This window comes from Microtetraspora fusca, assembly GCF_001570365.1.
GTDB lineage: Bacteria > Actinomycetota > Actinomycetes > Streptosporangiales > Streptosporangiaceae > Microtetraspora > Microtetraspora fusca.
Genome location: NZ_BBYK01000048.1, coordinates 174,798 through 200,384 on the forward strand (window position 1 = coordinate 174,798; position 25,587 = coordinate 200,384).

26 protein-coding genes and 1 pseudogene are annotated in these 25,587 nt (G+C 70.2%); 8 read left to right on the forward strand and 19 right to left on the reverse strand.

The genetic code is table 11. The features are described from left to right. Positions 1-2: 2 nt before the first annotated feature. From AWQ68_RS18500 to AWQ68_RS18520, 5 genes are all read right to left on the reverse strand, one after another. Complete coding sequence (locus AWQ68_RS18500; protein ID WP_084464163.1) at positions 3-599, reverse strand: response regulator; 597 nt, start codon at positions 597-599, stop codon at positions 3-5. Continuing rightward, positions 599-1,684 carry a sensor histidine kinase gene (locus AWQ68_RS18505; RefSeq protein WP_066942005.1) on the reverse strand — a complete coding sequence of 362 codons (1,086 nt, stop codon included), beginning with the start codon at positions 1,682-1,684 and terminating at the stop codon, positions 599-601. Before AWQ68_RS18505 ends, AWQ68_RS18500 begins: the two co-directional genes overlap by 1 nt. 4 nt (positions 1,685-1,688) lie before the next feature. Beyond that, a complete protein-coding gene (locus AWQ68_RS18510; protein ID WP_066942007.1) occupies positions 1,689-2,378 on the reverse strand; it encodes an ABC transporter permease in 690 nt (229 codons plus the stop codon). Next, positions 2,375-3,088, reverse strand: a complete 714-nt coding sequence (locus tag AWQ68_RS18515) for an ABC transporter ATP-binding protein (protein ID WP_066942009.1) — start codon at positions 3,086-3,088, stop codon at positions 2,375-2,377. The genes AWQ68_RS18510 and AWQ68_RS18515 overlap by 4 nt, the downstream gene beginning before the upstream one ends. A 141-nt stretch (positions 3,089-3,229) precedes the next feature. Next, the gene (locus AWQ68_RS18520; protein ID WP_066942011.1) at positions 3,230-3,796 is read right to left on the reverse strand and encodes a DUF488 domain-containing protein; all 567 of its coding nucleotides are present in this window, start codon (positions 3,794-3,796) and stop codon (positions 3,230-3,232) included. Positions 3,797-3,932: 136 nt separating this feature from the next. Between AWQ68_RS18520 and secY the strand changes: the two genes are divergently transcribed. Further along, positions 3,933-5,246: a preprotein translocase subunit SecY gene (gene secY, locus AWQ68_RS18525; RefSeq protein ID WP_066942012.1), complete on the forward strand. Its 1,314-nt coding sequence runs from the start codon at positions 3,933-3,935 to the stop codon at positions 5,244-5,246. Here the strand turns inward: secY and AWQ68_RS18530 are convergent. From AWQ68_RS18530 to AWQ68_RS18545, 4 genes are all read right to left on the reverse strand, one after another. Further along, on the reverse strand, positions 5,221-5,886 hold the full coding sequence (locus AWQ68_RS18530) for a response regulator (RefSeq protein ID WP_281217683.1): 666 nt from the start codon (positions 5,884-5,886) through the stop codon (positions 5,221-5,223). The two genes, secY and AWQ68_RS18530, sit on opposite strands and share 26 nt — an antisense overlap. Before the next feature lie 41 nt (positions 5,887-5,927). Continuing rightward, positions 5,928-6,989 carry a sensor histidine kinase gene (locus AWQ68_RS18535; RefSeq protein ID WP_169808941.1) on the reverse strand — a complete coding sequence of 354 codons (1,062 nt, stop codon included), beginning with the start codon at positions 6,987-6,989 and terminating at the stop codon, positions 5,928-5,930. Between the two features lie 198 nt (positions 6,990-7,187). After that, complete coding sequence (locus tag AWQ68_RS18540) at positions 7,188-8,417, reverse strand: PP2C family protein-serine/threonine phosphatase (RefSeq protein WP_245655972.1); 1,230 nt, start codon at positions 8,415-8,417, stop codon at positions 7,188-7,190. A 97-nt stretch (positions 8,418-8,514) separates the two neighbouring features. Next, entirely contained in the window at positions 8,515-8,940 is a 426-nt protein-coding gene (locus AWQ68_RS18545) for an IclR family transcriptional regulator domain-containing protein (protein WP_444543171.1), read from the reverse strand. A 20-nt stretch (positions 8,941-8,960) separates the two neighbouring features. Between AWQ68_RS18545 and AWQ68_RS18550 the strand changes: the two are divergent. Further along, positions 8,961-9,428: pseudogene (locus AWQ68_RS18550) on the forward strand (fumarylacetoacetate hydrolase family protein); the annotation flags it as partial. Between the two features lie 189 nt (positions 9,429-9,617). Here the strand turns inward: AWQ68_RS18550 and AWQ68_RS18555 are convergent. Continuing rightward, the gene (locus AWQ68_RS18555) at positions 9,618-10,715 is read right to left on the reverse strand and encodes an FUSC family protein (protein ID WP_084464148.1); all 1,098 of its coding nucleotides are present in this window, start codon (positions 10,713-10,715) and stop codon (positions 9,618-9,620) included. A 446-nt stretch (positions 10,716-11,161) separates the two neighbouring features. Here AWQ68_RS18555 and AWQ68_RS18560 point away from each other — a divergent pair, with 446 nt between their 5' ends. Continuing rightward, entirely contained in the window at positions 11,162-12,139 is a 978-nt protein-coding gene (locus AWQ68_RS18560) for a sensor histidine kinase (protein ID WP_169808942.1), read from the forward strand. 145 nt (positions 12,140-12,284) lie between these two features. Here the strand turns inward: AWQ68_RS18560 and AWQ68_RS18565 are convergent, their stop codons facing one another. From AWQ68_RS18565 to AWQ68_RS18595, 7 genes are all read right to left on the reverse strand, one after another. Beyond that, on the reverse strand, positions 12,285-14,351 hold the full coding sequence (locus AWQ68_RS18565; protein ID WP_066942022.1) for a sensor histidine kinase: 2,067 nt from the start codon (positions 14,349-14,351) through the stop codon (positions 12,285-12,287). Between the two features lie 189 nt (positions 14,352-14,540). After that, positions 14,541-15,029 (reverse strand): nuclear transport factor 2 family protein, encoded by a 489-nt coding sequence (locus tag AWQ68_RS18570; RefSeq protein ID WP_066942024.1) that lies wholly within the window; start codon positions 15,027-15,029, stop codon positions 14,541-14,543. 167 nt (positions 15,030-15,196) lie between these two features. Continuing rightward, a complete protein-coding gene (locus tag AWQ68_RS18575; protein ID WP_066942025.1) occupies positions 15,197-16,519 on the reverse strand; it encodes an MFS transporter in 1,323 nt (440 codons plus the stop codon). A gap of 230 nt (positions 16,520-16,749) precedes the next feature. Beyond that, complete coding sequence (locus AWQ68_RS18580) at positions 16,750-18,168, reverse strand: FAD-dependent oxidoreductase (RefSeq protein ID WP_084464150.1); 1,419 nt, start codon at positions 18,166-18,168, stop codon at positions 16,750-16,752. Beyond that, the gene (locus AWQ68_RS18585; protein WP_066942028.1) at positions 18,165-18,968 is read right to left on the reverse strand and encodes an SDR family NAD(P)-dependent oxidoreductase; all 804 of its coding nucleotides are present in this window, start codon (positions 18,966-18,968) and stop codon (positions 18,165-18,167) included. Before AWQ68_RS18585 ends, AWQ68_RS18580 begins: the two co-directional genes overlap by 4 nt. Beyond that, positions 18,961-19,794: an SDR family NAD(P)-dependent oxidoreductase gene (locus AWQ68_RS18590; RefSeq protein ID WP_066942030.1), complete on the reverse strand. Its 834-nt coding sequence runs from the start codon at positions 19,792-19,794 to the stop codon at positions 18,961-18,963. Before AWQ68_RS18590 ends, AWQ68_RS18585 begins: the two co-directional genes overlap by 8 nt. Before the next feature lie 69 nt (positions 19,795-19,863). After that, positions 19,864-20,301, reverse strand: coding sequence for a nuclear transport factor 2 family protein (locus AWQ68_RS18595; protein ID WP_066942032.1), 438 nt, complete (start codon positions 20,299-20,301; stop codon positions 19,864-19,866). 170 nt (positions 20,302-20,471) lie between these two features. Here AWQ68_RS18595 and AWQ68_RS18600 point away from each other — a divergent pair, with 170 nt between their 5' ends. The 3 genes from AWQ68_RS18600 to AWQ68_RS18610 all read left to right on the forward strand — a co-directional run bounded on the left by AWQ68_RS18600 (position 20,472) and on the right by AWQ68_RS18610 (position 22,447). After that, complete coding sequence (locus AWQ68_RS18600) at positions 20,472-21,155, forward strand: IclR family transcriptional regulator (protein WP_245655973.1); 684 nt, start codon at positions 20,472-20,474, stop codon at positions 21,153-21,155. 72 nt (positions 21,156-21,227) lie between these two features. Further along, positions 21,228-21,905, forward strand: coding sequence for a MerR family transcriptional regulator (locus AWQ68_RS18605; protein ID WP_218006920.1), 678 nt, complete (start codon positions 21,228-21,230; stop codon positions 21,903-21,905). Further along, positions 21,902-22,447: a flavoprotein gene (locus AWQ68_RS18610; RefSeq protein ID WP_066942039.1), complete on the forward strand. Its 546-nt coding sequence runs from the start codon at positions 21,902-21,904 to the stop codon at positions 22,445-22,447. Before AWQ68_RS18605 ends, AWQ68_RS18610 begins: the two co-directional genes overlap by 4 nt. Positions 22,448-22,482: 35 nt before the next feature. On the opposite strand, the gene AWQ68_RS18615 is transcribed toward AWQ68_RS18610, so the two are convergent. Further along, complete coding sequence (locus AWQ68_RS18615; RefSeq protein WP_218006921.1) at positions 22,483-22,974, reverse strand: GNAT family N-acetyltransferase; 492 nt, start codon at positions 22,972-22,974, stop codon at positions 22,483-22,485. 333 nt (positions 22,975-23,307) lie between these two features. Between AWQ68_RS18615 and AWQ68_RS18620 the strand changes: the two genes are divergently transcribed. Both AWQ68_RS18620 and AWQ68_RS18625 read left to right on the forward strand, forming a co-directional pair. Further along, positions 23,308-24,357: an RNA polymerase subunit sigma-70 gene (locus AWQ68_RS18620; protein ID WP_066942041.1), complete on the forward strand. Its 1,050-nt coding sequence runs from the start codon at positions 23,308-23,310 to the stop codon at positions 24,355-24,357. 86 nt (positions 24,358-24,443) lie between these two features. Continuing rightward, positions 24,444-24,884, forward strand: coding sequence for a hypothetical protein (locus AWQ68_RS18625; protein WP_066942043.1), 441 nt, complete (start codon positions 24,444-24,446; stop codon positions 24,882-24,884). Positions 24,885-25,037: 153 nt separating this feature from the next. On the opposite strand, the gene AWQ68_RS18630 is transcribed toward AWQ68_RS18625, so the two are convergent. After that, positions 25,038-25,298, reverse strand: a complete 261-nt coding sequence (locus AWQ68_RS18630; protein ID WP_066942045.1) for a respiratory nitrate reductase subunit gamma — start codon at positions 25,296-25,298, stop codon at positions 25,038-25,040. Between the last annotated feature and the right edge of the window lie 289 nt (positions 25,299-25,587).

Genomic DNA, 25,587 nt, shown 5'->3' on the forward strand with positions numbered 1-25,587 from the left:
TCTCAAATGAGCCCTCGCTCCAAGGCCACCGCGACCGCCGCGGCCCTGCTGTCGACACCGAGCTTGGCGAAGATGTGCTTCAGATGCGTCTTCACCGTCGTCTCGCTGATCAGCAGGGCTCTGGCGATCTCCTTGTTCGCCGAGCCCCGTGCCACCAGGCGCAGCACCTCCAGCTCGCGCCGGCTCGGTTCCTGGGTCGGGGGCCTGCCGATGAGGGCGGACGCGATCGACGGGGCCAGGACCGCCCCGCCCGCGGCGGCCGTACGGACCGCCCTGTGCAGTTCCTCCCGTGGCGCGTCCTTCAGCAGGTAGCCCGCCACCCCGGCGGCCATGGCCCGCGTCACGTCCGCGTCCGTGTCGTACGTGGTCAACACGATCACCTTGATCTCCGGATGGTCCGTCCGGAGCCGCTGGATCGCGCCGACACCGTCCAGGCCGGGCATGCGGAGGTCCATCAGCACCACGTGCGGCCGCGCCCGCCTGGCCATGACCAACGCCTCGAACCCGTCGGAGGCCTCCGCCACCACCTCGATGTCCGCCACGTGGTCGAACATGCCGCGCAGCCCGTCGCGGACCACCGGATGGTCATCGACGATCATCAGCCTGAGGGGATGCGCAGGCATAACGCCGTCCCTTCTCCTGGAGAGGACTCCACCGTCAGCGTGCCCCCCACGCTGCCGGCCCGCTCACGCATGGCCGCCAGCCCGTAACCCGCGCTCCGCACGGTGGGGTCGAAGCCCACCCCGTCGTCGAACACGTCGAGCGCCACCTCATCGTCCATATAGGTCAGCGTGATCGCCACCCTGCCCGCCCGAGCGTGCTTGGCGGCGTTCGACAGCCCTTCCTGCGCCGCCCGCAACAGGGTCGTTCCCACCTCACCCGACAGCGGCCGGGGTGTGCCTTCCACGGACACGGTCGCCGTCACCCCCGACGTCCGCGACCACCGTCCGGCCACATCCGCGAGTGCCGCGTCGAGCCCCGCGTCGGTGAGAGGGCCCGGCCGCAGCGCGTCGACCGAGCGCCGCGCCTCCTGCAGGTTCTCGCGCGCCAGCTCCTTGGCCAGCGCGACCCTCTTCTGTACGGCGTGCGGATCGGGCATCGCCTGCTCGGCCGCCTCCAGCTGGGTGACGATCCCGCTCAACCCCTGCGCGAGCGTGTCGTGGATCTCCCTGGCCAGTCTCGCCCGCTCCTCCAGGATCCCGAGCATTCTGTTCTGCGCGCTCTGCCGGGACACGTAGTCCACGAACGCCCCGATCGCCACCACCAGACCGGAACTCCCGATGAGCTCCCAGAAGGCGTTGGGCTCGGCCAGATGGCCTCTGGCGGCGAACGTGCTGAGGACCGTCGCCACCGCCCCCACGTAGGACCAGGGACCGGCCAGCATCAGGTACGGCTGGGGCATCAGCCCGAAGATCACCACGTCGAAGGACCGATCCCGCACCACCAGCGCGACGTAGAGCGCGCAGATCACCGCCAGGTGGACCGCCATCGGGTTGAGCCGCCCGAGCAGATGCGGCCGCCGTACGACGAAGAAACCGTGCCAGCCGGCCATCGACGCGAGAATCCCCACCGTCAGCGGCTCGGGGGCCGTGTTCTCGCCGAACGAAAGGATCAGTCCGAGCGCCAGGCAGACGTAATAAAGCAAATGGAAGGCGCGCAACCAGCGCGCCTCCCAGACGTTCACGTCCTCACTCCCATCGGAAGAGCGCGGCGGCGACAGCCGTGGCCGCCACGATTATCCCGGTCAGGATCAGCAGGGGGAAGGCTGCGGCGGTGCCGGACCAGGCGTCGCCGAGGGCTTCCACGCCCTGGGTCAGGGGCAGGAAGTCGCCGATCCGGCGCAGCGACTCGGGCAGGGCCGTCCTCGGCACGGCCGCGCCCGCCAGGAAGATCATCGGGAACATGACCAGCATGCCGATCAGGCTCGCGCCTCTGGTGTTGCGTACGACGGCGGCTATCACGAAGCCGAGTGAGCAGACCATCACCGAGCAGAGCAGGAAGGCGACGGCCAGCAGGAGGACGTTGCCGGGCGCCTTCGCGCCGAACAGCGCGATCGCCGCGACCACCAGCAGCACCGAGCCCGCCAGACCCGCGGCGACCTGCGCCACCAATTGGGCGCCGAGCAACAGGACGGGAGAGATCGGCGTGACGGCCAGCCGCTTGAGCACCTTGCGCTCGCGATAGGACGCCACGATGCCCGGCAACGCGCCCATGCCCCCAATGGCGACGACCATCGCGACGTACCCGGGGACCGCGCCGCTGTCGCCGCGCTTGAGCACCAACAGCATGAGCGGGAAGGCCATCATGAAGAACAGTGAGGCCGGGTCGCGGAACAGCAGCCTGAGCTCGGTGGCCGCCAGAGCGGTGAACGCCTTCATCGGTCTGCTCCCTCCAGGGCGAAGTAGGCCTCTTCCAGCGAGGCGGTTCCGGTCCGGGCGATGATGTCGTCCGGCGTGCCCATGGCCACCACGCGGCCGCGGGCGAAGACGGCGACCCGGTCGCAGAGCGCCTCGGTCTCGTCGAAGTAGTGGCTGACCAGCACGACCGTGGTGCCCACCGCCTTCAGGTCATCGACCAGTCGCCAGGTCTCACGGCGGGCGATCGGGTCCAGGCCCGTGGTCAGTTCGTCGAGCACGACCACCTCCGGGTCGCCGACCAGGGCGAGCGCGAGCATCAGCCGCTGCTTCTGCCCGCCGGACAGGTCGCCGAACGCCTTCCTCGCCAGAGGCCGCAGGCTCCAGCGCTCCATCACCTGCCGCCAGTCGGCCGCCTCGCGGTAGAAGGTGGCGAACATGCGCAGCGCCTCGGCGACCTTGATCCGCTCGGGCAGCGAGCTCTCCTGCAGTTGCGCCCCGATCCGCTGGGCGAGGGCCCGCCGCCTGCGTGCCGGGTCCTCGCCGAGCACCCGCACCGTGCCCGCGTCGGGTCGCTTGAGGCCGATCAGGCACTCGACGGTCGTCGTCTTGCCGGCGCCGTTGTGGCCGACGATGCCGAACGTCTCGCCGGTCCGTACCGTGAAGGTCACCCCGTCCACGGCGTGCGTGTCTCCGTACGTCTTGCGAAGGTCTGTCACCTCGATGGCGTCCATGCCTCAAGGTTCGTGCCGGAGCGAGTCGCGCGGCATCGCCCATCACGTCGTCCGGCATCCCCCATTCGGAGGATGACCGAGCGACATGCCCGTAGAGGGAGTGGCGGCCGCTCGGCGCGCGGGCCGTACGGCGGCCGCGGGTCAGGCGGCGTCGTAGACGAGGAGCCCGTCATCCAGAAGGCGCGCGCCCGGGGTCGGCCGGTGTTCGGTGAGCCGCCCGTCATGGGCCAGGTGCAGGACGGGGACGTGGTGGACGAGCACGGCGTAGTCGGCGATGATCCGCCGATGGCAGCGCCACCAGACGGTCTCGCTGCACATGATCGCGGTACGGCCGGCCGCCGCCTGGTCCAGGAGGTCCTTCAGTGCGGCGTGGAACTCCGGTTCGCGGCTGTAGCCGGCGTACCCCCGGAAGGAGTCGTTCCGCCAGAACGTGTCGGGCGAGTCGGGAGCCGGCTTGCGGAAACCGCCGAGCCGCTTCTCCCACCGATAGCCGATGCCCTCCTCCGGCAGCCAGGTGGAGAGCTCCTCCCTGCCCACGTCGGGGACGCGTCGGCTCCCCGGCGCGGTACGCACGTCCACGACGGCCTCCGCGTCGACGCGGTGGAGGAGGTCGGCGATCAGGGCCCGGGAGGCCGTGCCGTGGCCGAAGGTCAGCAGCGGAGGCGCCTGGACGTCGGCGGACGACGGATGGAGGTCGGCGGTACCCACCAGCGGCGCCTACCCCGGGGCCCCGAGCGCCAACCCCCTGATCAGGACGCCGTCTCCAGACGTACGCGGATCCGCGTAGGACGAAGCCGCCGGTGAGCGGATGCCCCGCCGCCGTCCCCGCGACCACACTCGGCGCATGCTGACCGTGCTCATCCGTGCCTTCCGGGTGCCCGACGTCCGGAAGAAGATCCTTTTCACCCTCGCGCTGATCGTGTTGTTCCGTTTCGGGCAGATCCTCCCCGCACCCGGCGTGAACGTCCTCGCGGTGCGGGAGTGCCTCAGCGGCAGCCGGGGCGGGATCGTCGACATGCTGCAGCTGTTCAGCGGCGGGGCGATGCTGAAACTGTCGGTGTTCGCCCTCGGGATCGTGCCGTACATCACCGCGGGCATCGTCATGCAGCTGCTCGCCGTGGTGATCCCGCGCCTGGAGGCGCTCAAGAAAGAGGGACGGCAAAGCCAGGCGAAGATCACCCAGTACACCCGCTACCTGACAATGGTGCTGGCGCTCCTCCAGGCGGCCACGATCGTGTCCCTGGCCCGCTCAGGCGGCATCTTCCCGACCTGCCACCGTCCCCTGCTGCACGACCAGGGCCCGCTGATGCTTGTGGTGATCGTGACCACCATGGTGGCGGGGACCGCCGTGATCATGTGGCTGGGCGAGCTGATCACCGACAGGGGCATCGGGAACGGCATGTCCATCCTGATCTTCACCCAGGTGGTGGCCGCGTTCCCCTCCTACGTCTCGAACATCTTCCTGCTCAACCCCTTCGCGCTGTCCGCGATGCTGATCGCGGGTGTCTTCCTGGTCGCGGCGGTGGTGTTCATGGAGCAGGCACAGCGGCGGATCCCCGTCCAGTACGCCAAGCGGATGGTCGGGCGCAGGATGTACGGCGGCACCTCGACCTACCTGCCGCTGAAGATCAACCAGGCCGGGATCGTGCCGGTCATCTTCACCTCGTCGCTGCTCTTCCTCCCGCAACTGGCGACCCAGCTGACGGGCGGCGCCGGGCCGGTATCCGAGTGGATCGCGCGATATCTCGTCTCCGGCGACCATCCGATCTACGTGACGACGTATCTCCTCCTGATCGTGGGATTCACCTACTTCTACGTGTCGATCACCTTCGACCCGATGGAGGTGGCCGACAGCATGAAGCGATACGGCGGCTTCGTCCCCGGCGTACGGCCCGGCCGGCCCACAGCGGAGTACCTGCGGTACACACTCTCGCGGCTGACCGCGCCGGGCGCGCTCTATCTCGGCGCGCTGTCACTGATCCCGATCATCGCGTTCGTGCTGCTACGCGATCCGGCGACTCAGCAGAGCTTCCCGTTCGGCGGGACGACCATCCTCATCATGGTCGGAGTGGGGCTGGACACGGTGAAGCAGATCGAGGCGCAGGTGGAGCAGCGCGCGTACGCGGGCTTTCTCAAGGAACCGTCAGCCCGGACCTGACCGCGAAGACGACCAGCTGGGCGCGGTCGCGGGCTCGGAGCTTCACCATGGCCCGGCTGACGTGGGTACGCACCGTGTCAGGGCTGATGACCAGTTCCCTGGCGATCTCGGCGTTCGACCGGCCGGTGGCGACCCACGCGACCATCTCGCGTTCCCTCGGCGTGAGCGTCCCCAGGCCCTCGACCGGAGCGACGCCGTGGCGGCCGAACAGGCCGATGACCTTTTTGGTGACGGACGGGGAGAGCAGCGCCTCACCCGAGGCGACGACCCTGATCGCGTGGGCGAGCTCCTCCGGGGCGCTGTCCTTCAGCAGGAACCCGCTGGCCCCGGCCTGCAACGCGGCGAACACGTACTCGTCGATCTCGAAGGTGGTGACCACGACCACCCGGGTGCCGTTGAGGTCGGGGTCGGCGGCGATCGCGCGCAGTGTGGCGATGCCGTCCATGCCGGTCATGCGGATGTCCAGCAGCAGGACGTCGGGACGGGTCTCACGCAGCAGCCGGAGCGCCGCCGCGCCGTCCGCCGCCTCTCCGGCGAACTCCAGGTCGGGCTCGCGGTCGATGAGCGCCCTCAACCCCATGCGCACGACCGCCTGATCGTCGGCCAGCGCCACCTTGACCCGATCCGCCGACGGGCCCACGCGGTCGGCGTACGGTGCGGCCGCGCCATGCGTTCCCGGGATCACGCGGTCTCCGCGGGCAGGGGGAATCGGGCCACGACACGGAAGCCGCCCCCTTCACGGGCCCCCGCGGCGAAGACGCCGCCGGCGTCGGTCGCGCGTGCCCGCATCCCGGCCAGCCCTCGGCCCTCGGCCGTTCCGAGCGGACCGCGCCCGCCGTCGGCGATCTCCAGGACGAACTCGCCCGGTTCCGTGGCGGCGCTGACCAGGGCCGTGGTCGGACCGGCGTGCCGCACGACGTTGGTCAACGACTCGCGTACGACCCGGTAGACGGTGTCCTGAAGGTGGGCGGGAACGTCCGGCTCCGCCGGTCGCAGCTCCACGGGGAGCCCCGCCGCGCGCACCTCGTCGATCAGGCGGGGCAGGTCGTGATCCGGCGCGACGGGATCGATGAGGTCGAGCGCCGAACGCAGCCGGTCGAGAGCCCTCGTGCTGGTGGCGCGGATCGCCTCAAGGGACTCGCGGACCTGGTCCGGCCGCTCGTCCAGCATGAGCAGGGCCACGCCGGCCTGCATGGCGATGGTGGCGAGACCGTGCCCGGCGACGTCGTGCACTTCCGCGGCGATGCGTGCCCGCTCCGCGGCGATCAGTTGCCCCGCGCTCAGCTCCCGCCGGTCCTGGCCCCGTACATTCGACGGATTCGACTTCGACGTGACCGGAACCGCGGGACGCCGTTCCGGCTTGACCAGGAGCGGCGGCTGAGCGGGCGGCGCGGGCAGCGACCAGCCCGTCGCGACAGCAGCGCCCGGACCGTCACCGGCCGACGCACCAGGATCGGCAACCGGCTCAGCATCGGTGTCGTGAGCGTCTCCGATATCGGCGCCGATCGTACGATCCGGGGATGTTCCCGCGCTGAGGCGCTGATCTCCGGCGCTGAGGCGCTGGTCGGCCGTGCCACGAGCCTGGCCGGGGCCGCCGAACGGCCACGGGATGGCCAGCCAGCCGACCCATGCCAGCATGAGGACCACCGGCATGTCACGCAACCGCCCCAGCTGGGACAGCGTCGCCACGGCCGCCGCCAGTGAACTGCGCGGGCGGCCTTCCGGCTGCGTGTGCTCGGTCACCATCCCCCATCAGAACAGGCACAGATGATCTGATCCTAGCCAGGATCCGATGGTCCTCGCTCGGACCGGCTCTCCTGTCGTCGGCCCGAACGGCCGACCGCTCCCGCCCACCCCTGCCCAGAGGTTGTCTGGCGGCTCGTCGCACGGGCCTTGACGGCACCCGGATCGGCCGCGCCGCCGTCCGGGCGTCTCATCGGATCACATCGCGAACTTCCGGTGCCGCTCGGTGCGCCACTCGACGAGCATCACTGTCGCGTCATCCTGAAGCACGCCGTGCTGATGGTCCAGAACGCTACGAATGAGCCGTCGTCCGGTCTCCGGGGCCGACACGCCGTCCGCCTCCCAGCGAAGAACGAAGTTGGTGAAGCGGTCCATACCGAACGGCTCCCCTTGGGGGCTATGGGCCTCGATGATGCCGTCGGTGTAGAACAGCAACCGGTCACCGGGCTCAAGGTGGTAGCGGCTGATTCCGCTGGACACGCCCAGCCGCAGGCCCATCGGCGGTGACGGCGGCGCCTCGTCCAAGGTGGCGACCTGCCGCCCCCGCCTCAGGACCAGGGGTGGGGGATGCCCCCGGTTGACCCAGGCCAGCCAGCCGGCCTTGGTATCCAGCATGGCAAGGACGCCGGTGGCGAAGCGGCCGCCGCCGAACTGGTCGTCGATGGCTTTGTCGATCAACTCGCTGGTCTCGATCAGACCGAGACCACGCCGTCGGCTGTTGCGGTACGAGCCCACGGCGATGCTCGCGGTCAATCCGGCGGCGGTGTCATGACCCATCGCGTCGAAGATGGCCAGGTACGCGATGTCTCCTCTCATGGCGTAGTCGAACGTGTCTCCGCCCACGTCATATGCCGGCTCCAGGGAGGCACTGATCACCACACGGTCGTTCGCGAAGGTCGAGGCGGGCATCAGGTTCCACAGCACCTCGGCCGACAGGGTCATCGGATGGGCGCGCACCAGGCACGCGTACGCGTCGCTGCGGTCGCGTTTGGTCACCACCAGCAGGGCCATCAGGGTGCCCAGCCGCTTGGCCCGCCACCGGTTCGTCTCGTTGTCCGTGGGCACGGTGACCCCGAGAACGCCGATCCGCTCGGCGCCGTCCAGCATCGGCACCCACAGCCGCCGCTGCTCAGGGGCGGCGGCCGCGATCACCTGCTCGCCGGCGAGCAGGTCGGGGGCCTGCGGGGCCGCGACAACGTCGAGATCGCGAAAGGCGCGCCCCGCCACCGTGACGTCGATGCGAAGGGGGTCGAGCGGCTTGCCGCGCACGTCCAGTTGGCCCGGCAGCGGCAACAGGAACTTCTGCTGCAGGTCCGGCACATAGATCATGATCTGGGAGAAGCCCACGAGCGCCGCGTGCTCGGCGAGCAGGCCGGGCAGATCTTCTATCGTCGTCAAATGGCTCGCGCGTAGCAGGCCGCCCAGCATCAGTTCGGCCTTGCTCTGCATTCGCCTTCTCTCCTCCCTGGAAGACCCATGCGACTATCTACCCCTTGTCCGTCCCGTCAGCCGTGCGCCGCACCCCTCAGAGGGCCCGGGTGATCGCGTCGGCCGCAGCCGTGATCGCGGCGATGAGCGGCTTGACCTGCTTCGGGGAGTAGCGGACGCTGGGCATCGAGATCGCCAGCGCCGCGACGGTCGCGCCGGTGCGGTCCTTCACCGGGCACCCCACCGCGACCACTCCCCGCTCGGTGCGCTCGAGGTTGAGCGCGACGCCGCTGTGTCGTACGGACCCGAGTTCCCGGCGCAGCTTCGCCAGATCCGGCAGTTCCTCGGCGGGGTCGCTCCGATCGTCGGCGGCGTACAGGCGCTCAAGTTCCTCGTCCGAGAGTGCCGCCAGCGCGACCAGGCCGCCGGTGGCCTGGTGGGCCGGGAAGACCATGCCCTCGCGGCTGCCCACCCGCAGGGCCTGCGCACACTCGACGGAGGCGATGAACCGGACGTCGGAGATGGGCCGCGACGGAGGCCGAGCTCGCCGTGGTCATCGGCCGGCAGGTGCGCCGGGCGGACGAGGAGCAGGCGGTCGCCGCGATCGCCGGGTTCACCGTACTCAACGACATCACCTGCCGCGACTGGCAGTTCCGGACCCGGGAGTGGCTGCAGGGCAAGAACTGGGACTCGACCACCCCGATCGGTCCGTTCCTCGTCACCGCGGACGAGACCGGCCCGCGGCCGGCGCTCGACATCCGCTGCGAGGTCGACGGCCAGGTGATGCAGTCCGACAACACCGGCGATCTGCTCTTCGACCCGGTCCACCTGGTCCGCTACGTCTCGACGATGGTGCGGCTCAACCCGGGCGACGTGATCGCGACCGGCACGCCGGGCGGCGTCGGCCACGCCCGCAAGCCCCCGGTCTTCCTGAAGGGCGGCGAGCTGGTCGTGACCGAGATCGAGGGGCTCGGCCGGCTCGAGAACCGCGTCGTTCCCGACGGCGCGTGATGGCGCGACCTCGCCACCACGCTCGCGTTGGTCGACGCGGGGACCCGACCCGCCGGGATTTGGGGGTCAGGGCGCACGCATCCGCCTTCGGCGAGGCCGGCGCGGGCCTCCGGCTCGCGCCGAACCGCACCCGCCCCCTGGAATCGACGACCGCGACCCGATCATGACGTGGGTGACGGCTGCTCGGCCTCAGCCGCGGACGCTCTCGCCGCTCGGATCGTCCAGCGGGGTCAGGGCCGCCGTGGCCTCGTCGTGGTCCATCCCGGTCGCCTCGAGCAGATCGACGGCGATGGAGCGCAGCTGCGCGAGAGTGACGTTCGCGGAGAAGCCCAGGTTTCTGGGCCGCTCCCGTGCGGCGACGGCGAGCAAGGCCTGCCTGGCCAGCATCGGTTCGCGCCCGGCCCCCAGTTCGAGTTGGAGCAGCAGCGCCGCCTCCGAGACCTCGCGCAACGACTCGGCCAGCTCGGCCGGCGGCGGGCTGGTCTCCCCCAGCGCCGCGAGCGTGCGGCGGGCCAGGACCCGCGCGTTGCGCAGCGCCAGGTCCACCGGCACGGCGGCGGTCCCGTACCTGGCCAGCCTGGCCCGGTGATGCCAGCGCAGCGGCGAGATCCTGATGATCTCCTTGCTGTTCTCCAGCGCCGCCGCGAACTCCTCGACCACCGTCTGGGTCCTGCGTCCGCACTCCAGAGCCTCGGCGGCCAGGTCCATGTCACCCTTCTCGATCGCCTCCGCCGCCTGCTCCAGCAGAGTGGAGAGGGCGTCCAGCACGCCGGACAGATGCTTGCCCGCGATGGTGAGCGGGCTGGCGGGCAGCAGCGCGACCGCGGCGATGCCGACGAGGCCGCCGGTGAGCGCGTCGGCCATCCGGTCCACCCCGCCGGAGTCCGCACCCGGCACCAGCATGGTGACCAGCACCGCGGACGACCCCACCTGCGAAACGAACAGCTCACCGCTGTTCAGCAGCGCCGCGACGGTCATCGCCAGCGCGATCACGAGCGCCATCTGCCAGGGCCCCGAGCCGATCCAGGACACCAGCAGGTCACCGATGCCCACGCCCAGGCTGACGCCGAGCACCAGCTCGACCACTCTGCGCAGCCGCTGCCCGAGCCCCACGCCCACGCAGATCATCACGGAGATGGGCGCGAAGAGGGGGTGGTCGTGACCGAGCAGATAGACGGCGATGATCCAGGCCAGCGCGGCGCCCAGGGAACATTGCGCGATAGAAGGCACGAGCAGGCCAAACGTGCCCAGCCGTTTCTTGACTTGATCACTGAGCCACGTTCGCACGCCTCCACAATGGCGGATCTTTATGACATTAGGATCACATTTGCCCTGGATTCTTATGATTCGCGAACCAACAGGCGGTGATCAGGGTGACCACCGCCTCCTGTCCGCCGGGACCGGCGGACCGGAGCGGCGCGCCTGCCGACCACGCCGTCCACTTCACGCGGGCTCCGGACATCCGGGGCGGTGCGCATCGGGCCGCCTGTGCCCCCGCCCGTCGGGGGAGCTGCCCGACGGCACGTCCGCGGACCTGGGATGATAGACGTCACGGACGCATCATCTTGAGTGTCACCGAGGTGGTCGAACGTGGGAATAGAGAGAAGCCCATCCGCTGTTCGGGTGGCGAGACCTTCCACAGCTACATCCAGGGTGTCTCCAGGATGATCAGCTTGAGAGCATGGCATCACTGCTCCGTCAGAACCCGTGTGACCACTGTGGCGAGCGCCGTCATGGCGCTACTCTGCGTCTGCGCCACCCTGCTGCTGCTGTTGGCCGCTCCCTCGCCTCCGCTTTACGGCAGCGCCGCCGTACTGGCCGGATTCATCGGTGGGTCACTCCTGCTGATCGTGGCCACCGCGTTCGGGACCTACTGGATGATGAGCACGACCCTGCGGCCGGTGCGCGCCATCAGCGGGAAGCTCGCCACGATCCGGCCTTCCAATCTGAGCGAACGGGTTCCGCTGCCGAGCCATGACGACGAGTTCAGGGAGCTCGCGCGGGCCACCAACCAGGCGTTGGAGCGGGCCCAGGCGGCGATCCAGGAGCAGCTGAGGTTCGCCTCGGACACCTCCCATGATCTGCGCAACCCGCTCGCGGCGATGCGTACGGAGATCGAGGAGTCGCTCATGCGGCGGGAGGAGACCGACTGGGCGGAAACCGCCGACAGGCTGCTGGACTCCGTCGAGCGGCTGCAGGAACTGGTGAGCAACCTGCTGGAGATCTCCCGGCTTGACGCGGGCGTCGTCGGCCACCACGACTTCCTCAACCTCGGCGTCCTGGTGGCGGGCGAGCTCGACCATCGGCAGAGCAAGGTCAGGGTGGTCAGGAGGTTCAGCAGCGGTGTGATGGTCTACGGAGAGCGGATCGGCCTCACCCGGCTGCTGAACAACCTCATGGACAATGCCGAGCGCCACGCCCGCTCCACCGTCAGGGTCACCGTCGAGCACCGGGGGGACGCGGCGGTGCTGGAGGTCTACGACGACGGGAACGGGGTGCCGCCCGAGCAGCGGGAGGTCATCTTCGAGCGCTTCGCGCGCCTGCAGGAGGCGCGGGCCAAGGACGCCGGCGGCAGTGGCCTCGGCCTGCCGATCGCCCGGCAGATCGCCGAAGACCATGGCGGCACCCTCACCGTCGAGGACAGCCCCTCCGGAGCGCGGTTCGTCGCGCGCTTCCCCCGGCCGACCGCACTGGGGTCGCCCGACAGGTAGCGGACATCGGCCGACGTGCCGGAGCTCGCTGACGCCGCGCTCATGGGGAGCGCGCGTCAGCGGTCGGCTCAGGACCGTAGGTTCGATCACCAATTGGACATGACCGGAACAGGGCATGATCCTTAACTCGCCGGAAACGGCGTGATCATGCTGTTTCCGGCGCGACGGGAGTCGTCGCGAAACGCCGTACCGGCGGCGCGCCGGTCGTGGGGACGGGGAGCATGACCTCCACCGTGGTGCCCGCCCCCGGCTCCCCGGTGATGAGGCAGATCCCGCCCAGCTCTGCCGTGCGCTCGCGCATGGAGGTCAGGCCGACGCCCGAGCGGCGCTCCGGCGGCAGGCCCACGCCGTCGTCGGCGATCAGCAGGCGCAGCGCCGCGGGCTCGCGGCGCAGCTCGACCCGGACGCGGGTGGCGCGCGCGTGCCGCCGGACGTTGGTCAGCGCCTCCTGCACGATCCGGTAGACGGCCACCTCGACGGCGGCGGGCAGATCGGCCAGGTCGCCCTCGACGCTCACCTCCGCGGCGAGGCCTTCGGGATCGTCCGGCCCGGCCAGCGCCTGTACGGCGGCGGCCAGGCCCAGATCATCCAAGGCGGGCGGGCGCAGGCCGTACACGAGCTGCCGAAGGTCGCCCGTGACCGCGTCCATGCCGGAACGCAGCTCGCGCAGCAGCCCGTCCGCCGCATCCGGGGAGGTCTTCAGGCTGACGCGGGCGATGTTGACGGTCATGGCCATCCCGGTGAGCGTCTGACCCAGGCCGTCGTGCAGGTCGCGGCGCAGCCGCCGCCGCTCCTCCTCCCGGGCGGCCAGGATGCGCTCCCGGGAACGCTGCAGGGCGGCCGCCATCCGCACCGCGTGCGCCACGTCGGCCGCGTACGGGACCAGCGTGTCCAGCACCCGTTCGTCGTGCGCGGCGGGGAAGCGGCGCGGCGTGGGCGGGCCGACCAGCAGCCGCCCGACCTGCTCGCCGTGCCAGACCAGCGGCACCTCGCGCGGAGCGTCGCCGACCTGCCCGCTGACCGTGCTCGCCACGCTGACCTGGTGCCCCGGCTCGCCACCGGTCACCTCCACCGCGACCCCCTGCACCGCCAGGCCCTCGCGCAGCACGCCGATCACCGACGCCAGCGCCTGCGCCGGATCACCCCGGCGCACCTCCTGGACCAGCCACTCGGCGAGCACGCGCGGGTCGCCCACCGGGCCGTACAGCAGGCGGTCGACGGCGCGTTGCAGCACCCGGCGCAACGGCTGGAAGAACGCGCCGGTGAACAGAGCGGAGGCGAGCCCGGCGATCTGGTGGTACCCGGACACCATCAGGCTCGACAGGGCGGCCACACCGAAGTAGACCGAGCCGACTCCGGCCAGCAGCCCCGCGGCCACGAAGGTCCGGCTGATGACGGTGTCGATCCCGTACAGCCGGTAGCGCATCACCGAGAACACCAGCGCGACGGGGATGAGCGCCGCCCAGACGACCGACAGCCAGTACAGCTGGGGCACGAATATGCCCGCGAGCATGAACAGGATGTATCCGGTGAACGCGAACAGCGGCCAGCCGATCTGCCGCCTCCCCAGCGGGTCCGCCCGGCGGAAGCGCAGCAGCAGCGACAGCGCCGACAGCGCCACCGCCACCATGATCGCCGTCCAGGCCACCACCCCGATCGGCGCCATGTACGGCGTCAGGGCCCGGACCTGCAGCGGATTGGGGATGACGGCGGGGAACATGTAGCCCTCGATCGGCGGATCCGGCCGCATGAACTGGCGTGCCATCTCGGCCCCCATGGACGCCGCGCCGAGCAGCACCACCGCCCGCCAGCGCGGCGAGGGGAGCCTGCCGTCCGGGCTGTACAGCGGCAGCAGAATCTCCAGCAGGAGCCCGTTCACCGCCCAGCCGACCTGCGCCCCCAGCCTCAGGAGCCCCGCCGACGCGAGATCCCCGTGCGCCGCGGACGCCAGCATCGTCGCATTGTAGATGTCGTAGACGGCGCCGCCGAGTCCCCCCGCACACATCAGCCACGCCAGTTTGCGCCGGGGCCGGTACGCGAGGAGGAACGCGCCGACCGCCGGGAAGGTCACCCCCGCCGCCGACTGCGTCGTGATCGTCTCCGGCAGTCGCCACTCCGCCGGAAGCTCCGCGGAGATCGAGATCGCCGCGACCACGAGCACCGGAGACACCACGGCCATGACGACGGCGACCGCCCGGGCTGCCCACGCCATCCCGCCCCGCCTTCCGGCTCCCGCTCCTGCCTGGCCCTAGCGTGCCCGCAGAATGCCGCAAAAGCCGCGTTTCCGCGCCATCGTGCCAGGGCCGTTACCAACCGGAGGCTCGGGCGCGGGGCCGTTCGGGTGAACGCCGCCCGCGCCGGTCCGTGGACGCGATCGGCGGAGTGCGTGGGCGTACGACCGTCAGGACCGGTAGACGGGATCGGTGGCGTCCCGCCGGGAGCGGACCCAGCCGGAATCCAGGTTGTCGACGATCCGCTGCTCCCGCACCTCGTCGAAGACCACCACGCGGTCGGCGATCCGCCAGCGGCCGCCGCGTCGCTCGAAGCGGTCCACGTACCGGCACCGGATGATCGCCAGCTTCTGGTCCGGCGCGCCCGCCTCCGGCATCTGCCGGAGGTAGCACAGGCAATACGACTCGACGTCGGCGGAGTGCTCGCCGGTGAATTCGATGAGCACGTTGCTGATGAAGTGCTGGGAGGAGTCGATCGTGGCGTGCCGCCTGCGGATGTCCTCCACGAGGCCGTCCACCGGCCCCTGGTAACCACCGTGGATGTCGATCGCCTCAGGGAAGTAGCAGTCCCGGATGGCCTCGTAGTCCAGACGGTCCACCGCTCTGGCGTAGCGGAACAGCACCTGCTCGATCTCGACCCGATCCACCAGTTGGTTCATGTCGTACTACCTCCGCTTTCGCCCGGCGGCCCGGCTCGGCCCGCCGCTTCCTGCTCTGCCCTCGAGCCCGACACGTGGGCCACCGATTCGCCGGTGCTGCCCGACGGGGACCGTCTCCGCCGCGTCGCCCCCGGCACGTCGCCCTCGTACGTGCGACCGAGCCGATGTCATACCTCCAGCGCCTTTCCTCTGGTCTCGGTCAGGAAGAAGGACGCGACCAGGGTGATCAGGGCGCAGAAGACGAAGAACCAGGACGGGGCGAGCCTGTTGCCGGTGGTGCTCACGAGCAGGGTCGCGATGAACGGGGCGGTCCCGCCGATCAGCATGTTGGTGACGTTGTTGCCCAGCGCGATGCCGCTGTAGCGGAATCGGGTGCGCAGCATCTCGGCGTACGTGGCGAACGACACGCCGTTGACCACGGAGACGCAGATGAACAGCACCGCCGGCGCGAACAGTGCGAGCGCCTCGGGCCCGTCGCCCATCAGCATGAACATCGGCACGCCGAGGGCCACCGCCGCCGCGGAGCCGGCGATGAACACCGGCTTGCGGCCGATGCGGTCACCGAGGTAGCCGCTGATCGGCAGGGTGATCACGCCGGCGATCAGGGCGATGCAGGTCGCGGTGAACGCGAACTGCGGTGAGCGCCCGCCGGTGGTCTGCAGGTAGGTCGCCGAGTAGACGGAGGAGATGTAGTAGCCGCCGGTGATCAGGGCGCCCAGCAGGATGATCTGTACGATCTGCCGTCCGCCCGTCTTCAGCAGGGCGAACAGCGGGATCTTCACGACCTCGTTGTTCTTCTGCAGCCCTTCAAACTCAGAGGTCTCCTTAAGGGAACTCCGGATCCACAGGCCGACGAGACCGAGGACGAGGCTCAGCAGGAACGGAATCCGCCAGGCCCACGCGGTGACCTGCTCCGGGCTGAGCACCGTGGTCAGCGTGAGCGCCATCAGCGAGGCGAACATCGATCCGAGGTACGTGCCGCAGTTGACCATGGAGGTGTGGAACGCCCGCCATCTGCTCGGGGCGTGCTCGGAGACGAAGGAGTTCGCCCCGCTGAGCTCGCCTCCTGCGGCGAAGCCCTGCAGACAGCGCGACAAGGTGAGCAGGGTGGTCGCCCAGACGCCCAGCGTCGCGTAGGTGGGCAGGAGGCCCATCAGGGTGGTCGCGACGGCCATCAGCAGAATGGTCCAGGTGAGGGCGTTCTTGCGGCCGTACTTGTCGCCGATGTGCCCGAAGAAGATCCCGCCGGGCGCACGGAGGAAGAAGGCCACCGCGAACGCGGCGAAGGTGCCGAGCAGCGCCGCGGTCGGATCGTCGTCCACGAAGAAGTGAGTGCTGATCATCGTGGCCATGTAGCCGTAGATGCCGAAGTCGTAGTACTCGACGATCGTGCCGACGACGGCGCCGCGGATCACCTTGGCCTGGGCTCTGGAGGGACGTGCCCGGAGTTCGTCAGCGGGAGCGGCACTCTCGTAAGTGGAATTCGCCATTGCGTTCCTTAGTGAGGTCCTCTTGCCTGGGCGTTGCCCGAGGCACACGGCGGGGGGTCAGGGTGTTCCGACAGTGGGAGTGACATTCGAGTGAGGGAATCAGGGGTACGTCCGCTTGCCGGGGTCACCGCCGCCGCAAGCGGCGGCGGTGGGATGCGCCGCGCAGTCGTCGTCCACGACGTTCCTGCGAAGCCGAGCGGGAATGCTCGGCGGTTGAAGCGCCGGACCCGCTAGTGTCGGGCGGTCCTGGCGCTGTTGCGGCCGGCGATGCGGCCCATCGTGATCGCGTTGGCGATGGCGTTGCCGCCGCCGACGTACCGGGCGCCGAGGATGCCCGCCCCGGCCTCGCCCGCCGCGTACAGTCCCGGGATGACCTCGCCGCGCTCGTCGAGCACCGCCGCGTCGGCGTTGATCTCCATGCCGGCGTGTGTGCACACCAGCTCGGCGGGGAGGGTCCGCACCGCATAGAACGGCGCCTGATCGATCGGCTCCGGCGGTTCGGTCGAGCCCTTGCCGGCCAGCGTGCGGTGCCGCTGGAAGTCGTCGTCGCGGCCGCGCGGGAGCTGGTCGTTCCACCGGTCGACGGTCGCGACGAGCGTGTCCGCCGGGACGCCGATCCTCGCGGCGAGTTCGGGCAGGCTGCCGGCCCGCACGGTGCGTCCGGCCTCGGCCTCCGCCAGCACCACCTCGGCGGTCCAGTGCGCGTACCCGGGGGGCAGCGTGAGACGGGCGCGTTCGTCGAAGATCGACCAGACCGATCCGCCCTGCGCCTCGATGATGCCGCCGGAGACGGCGTAGGATGCGTCCTCGTCCATGCACCGGCGGCCCTGTCCGTTGACGTGGATCCGCGACTTGGGCGGGAACCCGGACTGCCAGTGGTGCAGCCGCTGGAAGTACGCGGTGGGCAGCATCAGGCCCCACCCGTCGCCCGCGACCGAGGCGCCCACCTGCTCGCCGAAGCGCAGGTGGTCTCCCTGACTGCCCGGCGCCGCCACCACGAAGAGCGCGTCACCGGCACGCGTCGCCGCCGGGTAGTACCGCGCGACGAGTTCGGGATCGTGGGCGAAGCCGCCGCTGGCGACGACGACCGCACCCGCTTTCACCTCCACATCGTCCGCGACGACGCCGGTCACCCGGCCGTCCCGTTCCAGCAGGCGCTGCACCCGGGTGCCCAGCACGATCTCCACCCCGCCGGTACGGCAGGCCGCGGCGAGCACCTGCACCAGCCCCAGCCCCTGGTCCTTGGGGACGTGCCCGCGCCACACGTCCTCGACGCCGGCCTGGCTGAGGCCGGGCGTGTGGGCGTTGCCCGACCGCACGGCGGGGATCTCCACCCCCAGCCCGATGAGCCACTCCAGCGCCGGGCCGGCCTGCTCGCAGAAGGTCGCGACCAGGCCCGGGTTGAGCAGCCACTGGTTGAGGTCCATGTAGTGCTGGAAGAACCGTTCGGCCGAGTCCTCGATCCCGAGCGCGGCCTGCACGCTGGTGCCGGCGGCGGTGAACATGCCGGCGGACAGCTGGGTCGACCCGCCGAGCTCGTGCTGGGACTCCAGCAGCAGGACCGAGGCGCCCCGCTCGGCCGCCGACACCGCGGCGGCCATGCCCGCGCCGCCGCCTCCGATGACGACGACGTCCCATTCGTCGTTCACGACAGTTGACCTCCGGTTTCAGCGATGATGCGGTGATACAGACCGTTCGAGACCAGGCCGCCGTCCACGGTGACCTCACTGCCGGTCATGTAGCCGGACCGGTCGGACAGCAGGAACAGCACCGCATCGGTGATCTCCTGCGGGCGAGCCATCCGGCCGGCCGGAACGCTGCCGATCGAGGCCTCGACGAAGGCGTCCGCTCCGGCCAGCAGGGCCGTGTCGACCAGGCCAGGGTGCACCGAGTTGACCCTGATTCCCCACTTCGCGAAGTTCCCCGCCGCCGCTTTCGACAGGCCGGTCACGCCCCACTTGCTTGACGAGTACGCGGGAGAGAAGTAGCCGATCTGCCCGGTGATCGAGGAGATGTTCACGATCGACCCGCCGCCCGAGTCGCGCATCAGGCCCGCCACGGCCTTGATCCCGTAGAAGGGGCCGAACAGGTTGACCCGCAGCACCTGCTCCCACACCTCGTCGGTGGTGTCCATGAACTCCAGCCGCCGGGAGATGCCGGCGTTGTTGACCAGGCCGCCCAGTTGCCCCTTCGCGGTACGGATCTCCTCCACCACCCGGGCCCACCCGGCGGGGTCGGTGACGTCCAGGAGGTGGACGCCGGCCGACCCGCCCGCCGCGCGGATCTCCTCGGCCACCGGCGTCGCGTCGACGACATCGGCCAGGCACACGTGCACTCCCCGGGCGCCCAGCGCCCGGGCGTGGCTGGCCCCCATCCCCGCGGCGGCACCCGTGACCAGGACGACGCCGGGGTAGCGAACCGTCTCGCTCGCCCGCGTCGTCTCACACATGGCGCGATCCGCCGTCCACGGCGATGCTGTGCCCGGTGATGTAGCGGGCGCTGTCGGACAGCAGGAACAGCAGCGCCCCGAAGACCTCCTCGGGCGAGCCGAACCGGTGCAACGGCACAACGTCGAGCGCGTGCCGCAGCGCGACCGGATCCTCCTGGACCCAGCGGGTCATCTCCGTGTCGATGTAGCCGGGGGCGATCGAGTTGACCCGGATCCCCCTGTCCCCGAACTCGACGGCGAGCGACTCCGTCAGGTGCGCGACCGCCGCCTTGGACGTGCAGTAGGCGCCGCGTCCCTTGCGCACCCGCACCGCCGACACCGAGGACATGTTGACGATCGCGCCGCCGGGACCCATGTGCCGGGCCGCGGTCTGCGCGCCGTACAGCACGCCCTCGACGTTGACCGCCAGCGTCGACCTCATCTGGTCCGCCGGGATCTCCCCCGCGAGCGCGTACGGGAAGACACCCGCGTTGTTGACCCAGAAGTCGATGCGCCCGAAGTGCTCCAGCGCCGTCTGGGCCACCGTCTCGTGGTCGTCGGGCTTGGTCACATCGATGTGCGTGCCGACGACGCGGCTCGGAGCGTCGAACAGGGCCCGCTCGGCGACTTCCGCGTTGACCTGAGCCGCGGTGGCGGCCATCTGCTCGCCGTCGATGTCGGCGCCGACGACGTGGACCCCGCGGGCGGCCAGGCCGGCGGCGAACCGTGCCCCCATTCCGCGCGCCGCGCCGGTGATCACCGCCACCTTGCCCGGCATCTCCGGATAGATGGCCGTCATCGCCGCGTTCAGTACCCGTCCGGGGCCGGCCGGTTCGGCGGTAGTCATGCGTTCTCCTCGTGCTGCGAATCGTGGATCGGAGTCGTGGATCGGAGTCGTGGTGCGGGCGCTCGTCGGTCACGGCGTGTCGTCACGGCGGACCACCCGGCGGCGGATCAGCCATCGCCCGTCCTGCCGGACCAGGTCGTCGGTGATGGTGGTCATCCGCACCAGCCGGGGCTCCCCGCCGACGGGCGTGCTGACGATCTGCAGGTAGGCGTGCACGATCGCCGACCGGTCGTCGGCGGAGTGAACGAAGAGGTTGGTGATGACGTGGCGCGTCGTCACCCCCGACGAGCGGGCCTCTTCGAAGAAGCGTTCGGCGAACGTCGTCAGTCGGGCGGTGCCGACCACGGGGTCGGGGTAGGTCGGCGAGTGGAACTCGCCGTCCGCGCTGAAGGTGGCCGCCCACTCCCGCGCCCGGCCGTTGTCGATCAGATGACTCTGCTCTCCGTAGAGCTGGTGAATGCGTACGAGGGTCTCCGTGTCGATGGACGCGCCGGTATCGGCTGACATGGCTACCTCCGGGGGCGTTCGTCCGACCCGCGACGGCGTACGCCGGGGGGAAAGCGTGCTAATATCGCACGTGATGTGCGATAACCGAAATAGTGTGGAAACAGTATGTAGCGTCGCTCACATCCGTCAAGGGGTGGCATATGAGTCTTGAACGGCGATATGTTCCGGTTGTGCCAGCGCCCGAGATGGACCCCGGAATGTCGAAGACGCTGCACAACGGCCTGCAGATCCTGGAACTGCTCGTCGACCATCCGCAGGGGCTGTCACTGACCGAGATCGCCGAGGGGATCGGCGTTCACCGCACGGTCGCGCACCGCCTGGTGCGCACCCTGGAGGCACACCGGCTGTGCCGCCGCGACAGGTTCAAGCGGATCTCGCTGGGCACGGGTCTGGTCCTGCTCGCCGAACCGGTCGAGCAGGATCTGCGTACCCTCGCCCGCCCCGTGATGGAGGAGTTGACCGACGCCACGCAGACGACCGCGCATCTGGTCGTACGGGAGAACGAGACCCAGGTGCGGAGCCTGATGACCGTGGAGCCGCGCCGTTCCCGGGTTCACCTGGCGTTCCGGCCCGGACGTCTCGACCCGATCGACCGGGGCTCAGCCGGTCTGGCGATGCTGGCCGCCCTGCCGCCCCAGCCGGGCGAGCGGGCCGAGGTGACCCTGGCGCGCAAGCGCGGGTTCGCCGTCTCCTACGGGGAGATCGTCCCGTCGGTCATCGGGATCTCGTCCGCCGTCCCGGGAGCCAGAACGCTGACCAGCATCGGCCTCTCCTCGTTCGACTCGCCAGATGAGGAGAAACTCGGCAGCCTCGTCGTCGATGCCGCCCGCCGTCTCGGTAGCCTGCTCGGCTGACGGAGCTCTGCGGGCGGCTCCTACGCGCCCTGATGGGATCTTGCAAATAGGACGACATGGCGGACTCTCGAGATGGAACTCGACCGCCATGTCGACCAAGCGCCTTCGCCGCAGCCCCAACGCATGCGGCGTGCTCTACCGGCCCTCACTCCGCCCGCGTTCAAGGCGGGCCTTGAAGTACAACGACGGTCGACGGATTCAGCGACGATTCCCCTCATGATGCGCCGCGACTTACGCCAGGTTGATCCCGTTCGACACGACGACGTTCGTGCGGCCGCGGAGCGGTTCGGGCTCGCCACCCACGTCCTGCGGCATTGGGAGTCGATGGGATTGCTGACGCCGGTAAGGATCGGCGGCGCGCGTCGCCGATACGGATCGGACGACCTCTGTCGCGTCGCGGTCATACTGCGGGCCAAGGAGGCGGGGTTCGGTCTTGACGACATCCGCGAGATGATCGCCACCGCGGACGCGGCCGCACGGCGGGAGATCCTGCGGCGCCGGCGAGCGGATCTTGCCCGGCGCATCGCGGAGGCGCAGGCTTCGCTGGAACTCATCGACTGTGCCCTGGCCTGCGATCATGAGGACTTCACGAGCTGCCCGGACTTCCAGGCGTCGGTCGCGGAACGGGTCTCCCCCGCCACTGTCCCCTCGGCGCCGAGCAGGCGGGCCGGCGACTCCGTAGCCACCGCGCCCGTACGTGTCCGCCGCGAAGCGCGAGAGCACGCCGAAGCCCAGGGAGTCAGCGCGTGACCGAATCCGGCAAGGTCCTCTACATCATCGTGTGCGCCGCAGGAGCGGCCGGCGACGTCGGCCGCCTCGTGACGATGGCCCAGGAACAGGGCTGGACCGTCCAGATCATCGCCACCCCGGCCGCCCTCGACTTCATCGACGTGCCCGAACTGGAGAGGCTGACCGGCCGCCCTGTCCGCAGCCAGTACCGCAAGCCGAGTGAACCCAAGTCCCCCAGAGCAGATGCCATCATCGTCGCCCCGGCCACGTACAACACCATCAACAAGTTCGCCCAGGGCATCTGCGACACCTACGCTCTGGGGCTCTTGGCCGAGGCTCCTGGCCTGGGCATCCCGGTCGTCGTCCTGCCGTTCGTGAACAGCGCCCTCGCCTCACGCGAACCATTCCGCCGCAGCGTGGAGACACTACGAGCCGAAGGCGTTCACATCCTTATCGGCCCCGGTCAGTTCGAGCCCCACGCTCCCAGCACCGGAGCCGAGGTCATCGACACCTACCCCTGGCATCTCGCCATCACACAGGTAATGATGTGCTCCACCACCTGATCAACCGCCGGCCCCCGCGCCACCGCCGGACGTAGTCAGAGCTCAAGCACCATCAGGATCTCGTCGCGATCGTCACCGGGCGCGAGCCGGAGCGCACCGGGCCACCGGCCGATCTCTTTCCAGCCCAGCCGCCCATAGAAGTCATCGAGCCCCACCCCACCCCGGGCGGCGAGATGGAGCTGTTCGAGCCCCATCTCTTCGCGGGCAACCCGGCGCAGACGGTGCATCAGCGCGGCCCCGACACCCCTGCCCCGGAAGCCGGTATGTGTCTGGACGTGATGGACCGTGCCCCAGTGAGCGATCAACGGGTTGGCGTCGCTGCGCACGTTCAGCCACCCGGCGAGCGTCCCGTCGACGCAGGCCAGGAGGAGTCGACTGCGTTGCGGAGCGAGGCCGGCGATGATCTGGTCGGCGACCACCGCCACCTGATCGAAGTCGACAGGTGGGAAGGGAAAACCGGCCGCGCCCCCGGCGTTGGTCACCGTGACCCAGCACTCGATCATCTCCCGTCGCAGCTCGGACGACATCTCATCTGGGCTGGTGATCTGCAGGAACTCAGGAGTCTCCTCATGCATCATCGCCACAGCCTGACAGACGCCTCCGACAGAACAAGAAAGACCGCCTCCGGCCCCGGCTGATCACCTGCGAGGCTGCGCAGAGGACTCGGATATTGCTTTGCCGGGCTCGGACGGGTTGCATACCTTTGCCGTCCTCAGCGGCTGAGGCAGGCTGATCACCCCTGGTCGTCATACAGGAACAAGATCCGGCCTGTCCGGCGGCAGCGATGGCACCGGCGAGGGCGGTCCTGGGCGGTAGCCTTCCGGGTGATCTCGTATGTGCGACGGTGACGCGGGGCAGGTATGAGCGAACGGGACGGCACGGCCGGGGAACCCACCGCGGAGGCGGTCCGGGCGGGCGACGAGGCCGTGTTCGGTGAGCTCGCCGCGCGGTACTGGCACGAGTTGCGGGTGCACTGCTACCGGATGCTTGGGTCGTTCACCGACGCGGAGGACCTGGTGCAGGAGACGCTGCTGCGGGCCTGGCGCGCGAGGGAGAGCTTCGAGGGGCGCTCGACATTCCGGGCGTGGCTGTACCGGATCGCCACCAACGCCTGCCTGGACACTCTGTCCAGCCCGGCCCGCGCCCGGGAGGCGGTGGCGGCGGACGCTTCGCGACACCCGGGGCGCCCGGCGCCGGCCGACGTCACCTGGCTCCAGCCCTATCCGGACGAACTGCTCGATCTGGCGGCGCCGGACGAGGGCGGGCCCGACGCGGTGGCCATCGCCCGGGAGACCGTCGAGCTGGCGTTCCTGGCGGCGATCCAGCACCTTCCGCCGCGGCAGCGGGCCGTGCTGATCCTGCGCGACGTGGCCGGCTGGCCGGTGGCCGAGACCGCCGAGGCACTGGAGATGAGCGTCGCCTCGGTCAAGAGCGGGTTGCAGCGCGCCCGCGCGACGCTGCGCGGGCGGCTGCCCAGGCGGCGGGCGGACTGGGCCGCGGCCACCCGGCCCAGCCGGGACGAGCTCGACCTGCTGGAGCGCTATGTCACCGCCTCCAGGAACGCCGACCTGATCGCGCTGGCGGCGCTGCTGCGCGAGGACGTCCGGCAGGCCATGCCGCCCGCCACCCTGGTGTTCGACGGGCGGGAGGCCGTGCTCGACATGTGGCGTCCGGTCCTGGAGGGCGAGGGGCGCTGGGGCGAGTGGCACTGCCTCCCGCTCGCGGTGAACCGGCAGCCTGCGGTGGCGAACTACGTACGGCGGCCCGGCGAGACCTCCTACACGGCGGTCAACATCGACGTCCTGTGCGCCGAGGACGGCCTCGTCACGGAGATCACCACCTTCGGCCCCGAGTTGCTGCCCCTCTTCGGCCTGCCGCTCTCCGTCGAATCCACCGTTACCGAACCGTGATGCGAATTGTCCGTGCGGACCGATTCCGTCTCCCCGCCCCCGCCGTCGTACGAGCGACATCGCAATCCATCACGAAGGGGAACACCATGCCGGAGATCACCGAGAGGACGCAGCCGGACGAGCAGGTCAGGGCGCTGGACCGGCTGGTCGGCTCATGGCGCGTGACCGGCGGCGCGGAGGGCACGGTCACCTACCGCTGGATGGAGGGAGGCTTCTTCCTCATCCAGGACATCCGGCTGGAGCAGGACGGCGAGCCGATCGTCGGCTTCGAGGTCATCGGCCGTGAGAGGCCCTACGGGACGGACGGGCCGAGCGAGGACATCAGGTCCCGCTTCTACGGCAGCCGGGGCGACACCCTGGACTACGTCTATGAACTCGACGGCGACACGCTGACCATCTGGTTCGGCGCGAAGGGGTCCCCGGCGTACTTCCGGGGCGCCTTCACCGCCAGCGGCGACGCCATGAACGGCCGCTGGCACTACCCGGGCGGTGGCGGCTACGACTCCGACATGACCAGAATCGGATAGTCCCGTCACGGATGTCCGCCGAGGAGGGCCGCCGACTTCAGCCACAGGTGAAGCGGAGGCGGTCCTCCCCTTCGGTGAGGTCGAGCGCGGTGAGGTGCCCGGCCCCGAGCCGGTGGACGCCGAAGTGCTGCGGTCGGCGCCCCGGCGTGCCGCTCACCCTGCTGAGGACACGTTCCGGCGCATGGGCGCGTCGCGCACGGCGGCCGGCGCGGGCTGCGCGGGCGGCACGGTCCCGCGGCGCGCACGGTAGACGACGTACGGACGCCACAGGTAGGCCAGCGGCGCCGACCACACGTGGACGAGCCGGGTGAAGGGCCACAACGCCAGGAACAGGAAGCCGCCAATGGCGTGCAGCTGGTAGACCCCGCACTCATGGTTGCCTCCACTGTGTATCGCTCCAGGCGCGGCGATCAAAGGTGTCGCCGCTGGGCGTACACAGCGTTTCCGGCCGGTAGATCAACGGGACAGGGACCTTGGACCTCTCTGTACGGGCCCCGCGTCACCCGTTGCCACCGGCGTTCGGCCGGGCACGGCCGTCCCGGCCGTTCGGTGACGCCGTGTGCGGCGTCGGCAGGAGGGGCGGGCCCCGGCGGCGCGACGCCCCTGACCAGGGGAGATGCCGGGCAGCGAGAGTAGACTCGGCGACAGGCGTTTCGCCGGTCGGGTCGCGCCGGTCAGGTCGCACTGCCTTTCGCGACAGGTG

What these genes read in the sequence shown, in the direction of transcription:
- AWQ68_RS18560 (WP_169808942.1), top strand. Translation starts at nt 11,162, where the DNA reads ATGGCGCTACTCTGCGTCTGCGCCACCCTGCTGCTGCTGTTGGCCGCT.
- AWQ68_RS18585 (WP_066942028.1), bottom strand. Translation starts at nt 18,968, where the DNA reads ATGTGTGAGACGACGCGGGCGAGCGAGACGGTTCGCTACCCCGGCGTC.
- AWQ68_RS18625 (WP_066942043.1), top strand. Translation starts at nt 24,444, where the DNA reads ATGCCGGAGATCACCGAGAGGACGCAGCCGGACGAGCAGGTCAGGGCG.
- AWQ68_RS18510 (WP_066942007.1), bottom strand. Translation starts at nt 2,378, where the DNA reads ATGAAGGCGTTCACCGCTCTGGCGGCCACCGAGCTCAGGCTGCTGTTC.
- AWQ68_RS18620 (WP_066942041.1), top strand. Translation starts at nt 23,308, where the DNA reads ATGAGCGAACGGGACGGCACGGCCGGGGAACCCACCGCGGAGGCGGTC.
- AWQ68_RS18570 (WP_066942024.1), bottom strand. Translation starts at nt 15,029, where the DNA reads ATGAACCAACTGGTGGATCGGGTCGAGATCGAGCAGGTGCTGTTCCGC.
- AWQ68_RS18590 (WP_066942030.1), bottom strand. Translation starts at nt 19,794, where the DNA reads ATGACTACCGCCGAACCGGCCGGCCCCGGACGGGTACTGAACGCGGCG.
- AWQ68_RS18615 (WP_218006921.1), bottom strand. Translation starts at nt 22,974, where the DNA reads ATGTCGTCCGAGCTGCGACGGGAGATGATCGAGTGCTGGGTCACGGTG.
- AWQ68_RS18605 (WP_218006920.1), top strand. Translation starts at nt 21,228, where the DNA reads ATGGAACTCGACCGCCATGTCGACCAAGCGCCTTCGCCGCAGCCCCAA.
- AWQ68_RS18500 (WP_084464163.1), bottom strand. Translation starts at nt 599, where the DNA reads ATGATCGTCGATGACCATCCGGTGGTCCGCGACGGGCTGCGCGGCATG.
- AWQ68_RS18595 (WP_066942032.1), bottom strand. Translation starts at nt 20,301, where the DNA reads ATGTCAGCCGATACCGGCGCGTCCATCGACACGGAGACCCTCGTACGC.
- AWQ68_RS18565 (WP_066942022.1), bottom strand. Translation starts at nt 14,351, where the DNA reads ATGGCGTGGGCAGCCCGGGCGGTCGCCGTCGTCATGGCCGTGGTGTCT.
- AWQ68_RS18515 (WP_066942009.1), bottom strand. Translation starts at nt 3,088, where the DNA reads ATGGACGCCATCGAGGTGACAGACCTTCGCAAGACGTACGGAGACACG.
- AWQ68_RS18540 (WP_245655972.1), bottom strand. Translation starts at nt 8,417, where the DNA reads ATGCTGGGCGGCCTGCTACGCGCGAGCCATTTGACGACGATAGAAGAT.
- AWQ68_RS18575 (WP_066942025.1), bottom strand. Translation starts at nt 16,519, where the DNA reads ATGGCGAATTCCACTTACGAGAGTGCCGCTCCCGCTGACGAACTCCGG.
- secY (WP_066942012.1), top strand. Translation starts at nt 3,933, where the DNA reads ATGCTGACCGTGCTCATCCGTGCCTTCCGGGTGCCCGACGTCCGGAAG.